Source organism: Rhodococcus sp. ENV425 (assembly GCF_002887785.1).
GTDB lineage: Bacteria > Actinomycetota > Actinomycetes > Mycobacteriales > Mycobacteriaceae > Rhodococcus > Rhodococcus aetherivorans.
The window spans coordinates 3601-8989 of the sequence record NZ_PCZU01000307.1 but is presented as its reverse complement, the minus strand read 5'-3'; the positions used below and the strand labels follow the sequence as shown (position 1 = coordinate 8989).

Genomic DNA, 5389 nt, shown 5'->3' with positions numbered 1-5389 from the left:
GCCGCGACGGCCGGCTGGGTGTGGACTGCAGGACAGGGCGCGGACCTGCCCGCGGTGGGCGCGGAGGTTCCCGTCGCCGGCGACTCGGCCGATGAGTCCTCGGCGACGAGACAGCCCATGCCGCGCCCACCTTCGGTTCGTCACGAACTCGGGCCCGTCCGGCTGGAACTGCCGGGGGACTGGAGGGTCCGCGACCCTGTGCCTGCCGGGGCCGAGCGCGTCGAACTCGTCCCCGCCGGCGGGAGGGATCGGCGAATAGTGCTGGTGCACAGTCTTCTTCGTGAAGATATGGACTTGGCCGGCGTGGGGGAGGTGCTGGCCCGGCGCGCGGACGAACGTTCCCCGGTGATCCGTGACCTCGACCCCGACACCACCTTCGCGGACCGCCCGGTGATCGCCTACGTGGAGGCGCCGGACGAATTCTCGCTCGTGCGTTGGTTCGTCGTGGTCGAGTCCGGCATGCAGGTGGCGGTCGGATGCCAATTCCTCGTCGACGAATGGGCGGGAATCAAGAACGAATGCGAGCAGGCCGTCCACACCGTGACGGTGGAGTAGCGGATCGCCCCGTTCGCCGAGCCGGGGAACCCGGCGGACAGGCGCTGCGTCCAATCGGATGTAGGCGCGAACCGGCTTCGGCCACGGTGGGCCGGAGGGATACGGGACGCGGGACGACGGAGGAGACAGGCGTGACGCAACCAGGGCAGGGCAGTTCGAATCGGGTGGCGACCGACGTCGCGACCATGGAGACGGCGGCGCGGCAGATCGAGGACTCCCACGGAGAACTCGAACAACTGCTCGGTGCGCTGCGCACCACCGTGTCGTCGTCGCCGGACGTATGGCAGGGCCGGTCGGGGATGGCGTTCACCGACGTGATGTCGCGATGGGACCGCAGCGCCCTCCAGCTCAACGAGGCACTGGCCGCGATCGTCGCCGGCATCCGTACCAACGGCCGGGCGTACGAGGACACCGTCCAGGCCCAGGCGCAGTCGCTGAACGTCCTCGGCGACAGCCTCCACGGCACCTACTGACGCCGCTGCGGGCGGGCCGGTGCGGAACCGCGCATCGGCCCGTGCGCACAACACGACTCACGACTCGAGGAGAACGAACGAATGAGTGGACCCGATGTGATCCGGCAGGACTTCGGTGGCATCGACGACCTGCACACCCGCGTCGTCGGACTGCAGCGCGGCATGAACGACACGCTCGACCGGATCAGGTCACAGGTCGAGCCGCTGGTGCAGACCTGGGACGGGCAGGCCCGGTCCGAATACCACGTCACCCAGCAGAAGTGGGATCGGGCATCCGCCGAGCTGAATCTGCTGCTCGACCAGATCGCCGTCGCCGTGGCGCGGGGCAACGACGAGATGCGCAGCGTCGAATCCGAGCTGGCACGGAGGTGGCAGGCCTGAAGCGACACGAGTAGCGAGCGACGTCCCGGTGGTGGAGAGGCCGCCGGGACGTCGTGCTGTTTTGACCGTGCACACACCTCCCCGGTATCGTGTGCCGTTGGCGTGTCGTCCGTCGTCGTTGCCTCGTGCGCGGCGAACGTCGCTTCTCGGGTCCCAACTGGCCGCCGGAAGCGATCATCGGCGGCGCGCGGGCCAGCAGCGAAACGATAGACGAGGAAGATCTGTGTCTACGTACACACCGAAGGCCGGCGACGTGACCCGCCAGTGGCACGTCATCGACGCCACCGACGTGGTGCTCGGCCGCCTCGCGGTGCAGGCGGCGAACCTGCTCCGCGGCAAGCACAAGCCCACTTTTGCCCCCCACGTGGACGGTGGCGACTTCGTCGTCATCATCAACGCGGACAAGGTTGCCATCTCCGGCAACAAGAAGCAGGACAAGCTCCTGTACAACCACTCCGGCTACCCGGGCGGCCTCCGGTCCCGCACCGTCGGTGAGGTTCTGGAGAAGAACCCGGACCGTCTGGTGGAGAAGGCCGTCACCGGCATGCTCCCGAAGAACAAGCTCGGTCGCGCGATCGCGAAGAAGCTGAAGGTCTACGCGGGCCCGAACCACCCGCACACCGCGCAGCAGCCGGTGCCGTTCGAAATCAAGCAGGTGGCGCAGTGACCGAGAACGTGAACGAGAACTACAGCGACGAGTACACCGACGCCGAGAACGTCGAGGTCGCCGCGGACGAGTACGTGGCCGAGGAGGCCGCTCCGGCTCCCGCGCCGATCGTGTTCGACCGCCCGGTGCAGACCGTCGGCCGCCGCAAGGAGGCGGTCGTCCGCGTCCGCCTCGTGCCCGGCACCGGCAACTTCGTGCTCAACGGCCGCACCATCGAGGACTACTTCCCGAACAAGGTGCACCAGCAGCTCGTCAAGTCGCCGCTGGTCACGGTCGAGCGCACCGAGCAGTTCGACGTGCATGCCCGCCTGCACGGCGGCGGCCCGTCGGGTCAGGCCGGCGCCCTGCGCCTGGCCATCGCCCGCGCGCTGATCGAGGTCACCGCCGAGGATCGCCCCGCGCTCAAGCGCGCCGGCTTCCTCACGCGTGACCCGCGTGCCACCGAGCGCAAGAAGTACGGCCTGAAGAAGGCCCGTAAGGCACCGCAGTACTCCAAGCGCTGATGTGCCGCCGACGCTGACCTCGTCAGCCTCGGCTCCTGTTCGACCACGAGAGCAGGCGCCGGTAGAGAATTCCCTACCGGACGCCTGCTCTCGTGCATTGACGTACTTTTTGCGACAGCAGGCGGCGCCCGCGGACGGCGGAGACCGCATTTCTCGACGTGGAGGACTTTGCTCGATGGGTCGGATGTTCGGCACCGATGGCGTGCGAGGCTTGGCGAACGCCGAGCTCACGGTCGAACTGGCGGTACGGCTCGCCGGGGCGGCCGCGACCGTGCTGGCAGGCGGTGCCGAGGGCCGGCGCCCCGTCGCGGTGGTGGGCCGCGACCCCCGTGCCAGCGGGGAGATGCTCGAGGCCGCCGTGACCGCGGGCCTGACCGCGGCCGGCGTCGACGTGTTGTCCGTCGGGGTGCTGCCCACCCCGGCTGTCGCGTTCCTGACCGGGGCCTACGACGCCGACCTCGGCGTGATGATCTCCGCGTCGCACAACCCCATGCCGGACAACGGCATCAAGATCTTCGCGGCCGGCGGTCACAAGCTCGACGACGCCGTCGAGGACCGTATCGAGGCCATGCTGCACGGTGCGGGCGGGGTCGCCCGCCCCACCGGCGCGGGCATCGGCCGGGTGCGGACCGCCGACGACGCCGCCGACCGCTACCTCGCCCACCTCGCGACGGCGGTGCGCATGCCGCTGACGGGCCTGACGGTCGTGGTGGACTGCGCCAACGGCGCCGCGTCGCGCGTCGGGCCGGCCGCGTACGCCGCGGCCGGGGCCACGGTCGTCGCGCTGCACGCCGACCCGGACGGGCTCAACATCAACGACGGCTGCGGTTCGACGCATCTCGACGGCCTCCGGGCCGCGGTCGTCGAGCACGGCGCCGACCTCGGTCTCGCGCACGACGGCGACGCCGACCGGTGCCTCGCGGTCGATGCGACGGGCACCGTGGTGGACGGCGACGCGATCATGGCGATCCTCGCCCTCGGGATGCGCGAGGCCGGCGAGCTGCACGCCGACACGCTCGTCGCCACTGTGATGAGCAACCTCGGCCTGCACCTGGCGATGCGCGAGGCCGGGATCACGGTCGTGACCGCCGGCGTCGGCGACCGATACGTGCTCGAGGAGCTGCGCCGCGGCTCGTTCAGCCTCGGCGGCGAACAGTCCGGCCACATCGTGCTGCCGGCCCTGGGAACCACCGGCGACGGGGTGCTCACCGGCCTGCGCCTCATGGAACGGATGGTCGCGACCGCTTCGCCCCTCGCGGAGCTCGCCGCGGTCATGCGCACCCTGCCGCAGGTGCTGGTGAACGTGCCCGTGTCGGACAAGGCCGCGGTGGCCAAGGCTTCCGTCGTCGCGGACGCCGTTGCCGCCGTGGAGCGGGAACTGGGGGAGACCGGGCGGGTGCTGCTGCGTCCGTCGGGCACCGAACAACTGGTCCGGGTGATGGTCGAGGCCGCCGACGACGCGGTGGCCCGTGCTCTCGCCGATCGTCTCGCGGGAGCGGTCGCCTCCGTCTGACGGCACCGATCCGACGGCCTCCATCTGTCGGCCTCCATCTGTCGGCTCTGCCCCGCCGGGGAACCGATCCGCCTCCCGCTGCGTCGAACCACCCGGGGGGACGAGGGAGGGGGCGGCGCGGTGCGTGACGGGGTGGGGCTCGACGGTGCGGCGGTCCGGGTGATCGCCGAGGGCCTGGCGGACTCGGCCGCCGAGATCGACTGGCATGCGCGTGCGTGCCGCGCCGTCGGCTTCGGTCCGGACGCGGCCGGCGACCGCTACCGGTCCGAGGCCGAGGTCGTGCGAGCGCGCTACGACGGGCTGCATCGGGCGGTCGCGGAGTGGTCGGCGGCGACGGCCGCCCGCGCGGAGGCGCTGCGGCGCGCGGCCGGGGGGTACGCGTGGCTGGAGCGGGAGTCCGAGTCGGTCCTGCGGGCCGTCGACCTGCCGCCGACGGGGCACCGGTGACCGGAGGAGGCCGGTGACCGGGGGCGGGCAGCGGCTCGACCTGGTGCTCGACGGGGGCCGCGTCGGGTTGCGCTTCTTCGCCGAGCATCTTCCCCGCGCCGAGCGCTGCGCCCCCGGCCTGCCGTCCTGTGCGCAGTTGCGGGAACGCTACGACGAGCAGCGCGGCACGGATCCGGCCGTCCTGCTCGCGGACGCCGACGTGTTCGCCCGGCTCGAGGGTGCCCTGGGTGCCGAGGTCGCGCGGCAGCGCTCCTACGTCGACGCCTTGGCGGCGGCCTGGACCGGAGGCGGGGCGGTGGGTGCGGCCGACGCGCTCGACCGTCATGTGGCGGTCGGCGAGGACCTGCAGGCACGGCTCGGCGCCGCACGTCGCGCGCTGACCGACGCGGCGGCCGCGGTGCTCGCGATCGTCGAGGAGAAGTCCCGGGCGGCCGCCGAGTTCGCCGACACGACCGTCGGCGGGCGCACCGTCGAGGAAATCGACGCGATTCTGGCCGGCGCCGCGGGCGGCGACGGCCCGACGACAGCCCAGCTCGCCGCCTGGGATTCGGCGCTGGGCCCGGCCCCCGAACGCGCGGCTGTCACGCAATGGTGCGGGCGGTGGCGCGACGAGGTGTTCCGGCCCGGGGTGGAGACGGCCGTCGAGTCGTTCCTCGACCTGTGCGACGACACCGACCGAGCGGTGCGGGCGGTACTCGCCGAACTCGCCGCGACGCTGGCGCCGCCGGATCCCGGCCCGCGGAGCGTGGCTCCGATGACCGATCCGTGGTCGCCGTGTGGGGCGGCGACGGACCTGGTGGCCGCGGGGCTGCGGCTGGCGACGGCCGTGGGCGAACTCACAGGCGCGGTC

At 72.0% G+C, this 5389-nt stretch carries 7 protein-coding genes and 1 pseudogene; all 8 read left to right on the top strand.

Translation table 11 applies throughout. The features are described from left to right. The coding region (locus tag CQZ88_RS32205; protein ID WP_258008872.1) for a type VII secretion-associated protein at positions 1-555 on the top strand (555 nt) is incomplete at its 5' end. Positions 556-686: 131 nt separating this feature from the next. After that, positions 687-1028: a WXG100 family type VII secretion target gene (locus CQZ88_RS28925; protein WP_230304495.1), complete on the top strand. Its 342-nt coding sequence runs from the start codon at positions 687-689 to the stop codon at positions 1026-1028. 81 nt (positions 1029-1109) lie between these two features. Further along, positions 1110-1409, top strand: a complete 300-nt coding sequence (locus tag CQZ88_RS28920) for a WXG100 family type VII secretion target (protein ID WP_006934921.1) — start codon at positions 1110-1112, stop codon at positions 1407-1409. A gap of 223 nt (positions 1410-1632) precedes the next feature. Beyond that, on the top strand, positions 1633-2076 hold the full coding sequence (gene rplM / locus CQZ88_RS28915; RefSeq protein WP_006934922.1) for a 50S ribosomal protein L13: 444 nt from the start codon (positions 1633-1635) through the stop codon (positions 2074-2076). Then, positions 2073-2579: a 30S ribosomal protein S9 gene (gene rpsI, locus CQZ88_RS28910; protein WP_006934923.1), complete on the top strand. Its 507-nt coding sequence runs from the start codon at positions 2073-2075 to the stop codon at positions 2577-2579. Before rplM ends, rpsI begins: the two co-directional genes overlap by 4 nt. Before the next feature lie 175 nt (positions 2580-2754). Next, positions 2755-4092 (top strand): phosphoglucosamine mutase, encoded by a 1338-nt coding sequence (gene glmM / locus CQZ88_RS28905; RefSeq protein ID WP_006934924.1) that lies wholly within the window; start codon positions 2755-2757, stop codon positions 4090-4092. A 120-nt stretch (positions 4093-4212) separates the two neighbouring features. Further along, complete coding sequence (locus tag CQZ88_RS28900) at positions 4213-4539, top strand: hypothetical protein (RefSeq protein ID WP_006934927.1); 327 nt, start codon at positions 4213-4215, stop codon at positions 4537-4539. A 13-nt stretch (positions 4540-4552) separates the two neighbouring features. After that, positions 4553-5389: pseudogene (locus CQZ88_RS32200) on the top strand (hypothetical protein); the annotation flags it as partial.